The organism is Streptomyces torulosus (genome assembly GCF_001419765.1).
Classification (GTDB): domain Bacteria; phylum Actinomycetota; class Actinomycetes; order Streptomycetales; family Streptomycetaceae; genus Streptomyces; species Streptomyces torulosus.
Map to the genome: position 1 here is coordinate 1 of NZ_LIRK01000380.1, position 1,624 is coordinate 1,624.

Consider the following 1,624-nt stretch of genomic DNA (forward strand, 5'->3'; position numbering starts at 1 on the left):
GTCCCGGACGGGGCGTCGGGTGCCGCCCCGGACTGGGCGTCGGGCCGGGGACGGGGCGCGGTGTACGTCCACCCGTGCCGGGGGTCGTACGTCCAGCCGTCCGCGCTGGAGTAGATGCTGCCGCCCCACTGCGGCTGGGCGCCCGCCCCGCGCGTCCCGCTTCCCTGTTCGACGCCCCGCCACTTCGCGGCGGCGAGCACCGCGCCGCGGGCGAGCCGTGCTCCGGCGGGGGTGCTCAGCCGGTGGGCCAGCGGCCGGTGCTCGCGCAGCGCCCACAGGCAGACGACCCAGGCGGCGGAGCCCCGGTACACCTGCCCGGCGTCCCCGACGACGGTGATCTCCGCGAGGGTCGCCCGGTGGTCGAGTGCGGGGAAGCGCCGCCGGGCCTCGTCGGACCCCGCCGCGACGAAGTCGAGCGGCACCAGCTGCCGCTGCCGGCCCAGCCACTCCCTCACGAAGACGCAGAGGGTGCACCGGGCGTCGTAGAGCACGGTGAGCCCGAGGACCGGGACGCGCTCGGCGCCCCGGTCCGCGGTGGCCTCGATCGCCGTCATCGGGGTCACGCCCCGGCCGGCGGGACCGAGGGCGCCGCGTGCGTGGTCCAGCCCTGCGGCGCGACCGGCGGCACCTGCTCCCGCTCCATGGCGCCCCGCCGCCGGAACTTGTTGAGCACGAACACGTTGCCCAGGTGCAGTGCCCCCAGCACCAGCAGCACCACGCCGAGCTTCGCCGACACCGCCTCGAACACCTCGCGGGGGCTCTCGATGGCGCCGTCCGCGTTCAGGTAGAGGGCCACGAACCCCAGGTTCACGAGGTAGAAGCCGACGACCAGTAGATGGTTCACCGCGTCTGCGAGCTTCTCGTTCCCGTGGAGCACGTCTCCGAGGAAGATCCGCCCGTTCCTGCTCAGCGTCCTCGCCACCCAGACCGTCAGACCCACGCTGACCAGCAGATAGATGACGTACGCGACGACCGTGAGGTCCATGCCCCCACCCCTTCCGGCTTACTTGAACACGTTCAAAACGTGCTGTCGGTGAGACAGTAGCCCTGTTTTTGAACATGTTCAAGCGGAGATTCGGAGGGAGTCGGGAGGGGGCGAAGCCGGCAGGGGTCAGGACGTGCGGGCCAGTTCGGGCCGCTTGGTGTAGTCCGTGAGGCCGATGACGTTCCCCCACGGGTCGGCGAACTCCACGGTCCAGCCGGTGGCGACGGAGAACGGCGGGTCGATCGGTTGGACGCCCGCCGCCGTGAGGGCGCGGGCGGCGGACCGGGCGTCCCGCACCTCCAGCCACACCCGGGCGGCGGCCCACCCCGGCGGCCGGTGCCGCAACTCGTCCTCCAGTCGGAGCAGCAGTCCGGGGGTCTCCTTGCCCACCTTCAGCAGAGCGATCCCGGCTTCGTCGAGGTGGAAGGCGACGTCGAAGCCTGCCCGCCCGTAGAAGGCGACGGCCTCGTCGAGGTCGCCGACGGGCAGGAGGATGTTGTCGAAACCGAGCAGTTCGTACGACTCATCATCTGACATGTCGTCAGGTTAGAGCGCGGGCCGGCGGAACCGCGGGAGCGACGGCGGGCGGCGCGACAGGGTCGACGGATCGGGCGAAGCGGGCGGGAAGCCAGGAGGGTG

The 1,624-nt window shown here is 72.2% G+C and carries 3 protein-coding genes; all 3 read right to left on the minus strand.

The annotated features are described in order from the left end of the window. A partial coding sequence (locus AOK23_RS25695; RefSeq protein ID WP_107102871.1) for a thiol-disulfide oxidoreductase DCC family protein occupies nucleotides 1-554 on the minus strand: 554 nt, incomplete at its 3' end. 5 nt (nucleotides 555-559) lie between these two features. Then, a complete protein-coding gene (locus AOK23_RS25700) occupies nucleotides 560-985 on the minus strand; it encodes a hypothetical protein (protein ID WP_055715009.1) in 426 nt (141 codons plus the stop codon). A gap of 126 nt (nucleotides 986-1,111) precedes the next feature. Beyond that, the gene (locus AOK23_RS25705) at nucleotides 1,112-1,522 is read right to left on the minus strand and encodes a VOC family protein (RefSeq protein WP_055538330.1); all 411 of its coding nucleotides are present in this window, start codon (nucleotides 1,520-1,522) and stop codon (nucleotides 1,112-1,114) included. Between the last annotated feature and the right edge of the window lie 102 nt (nucleotides 1,523-1,624).

Excerpts from the sequence above, each read along its gene's own strand:
- AOK23_RS25700 (WP_055715009.1), bottom strand. The coding sequence starts at position 985 with ATGGACCTCACGGTCGTCGCGTACGTCATCTATCTGCTGGTCAGCGTG.
- AOK23_RS25705 (WP_055538330.1), bottom strand. The coding sequence starts at position 1,522 with ATGTCAGATGATGAGTCGTACGAACTGCTCGGTTTCGACAACATCCTC.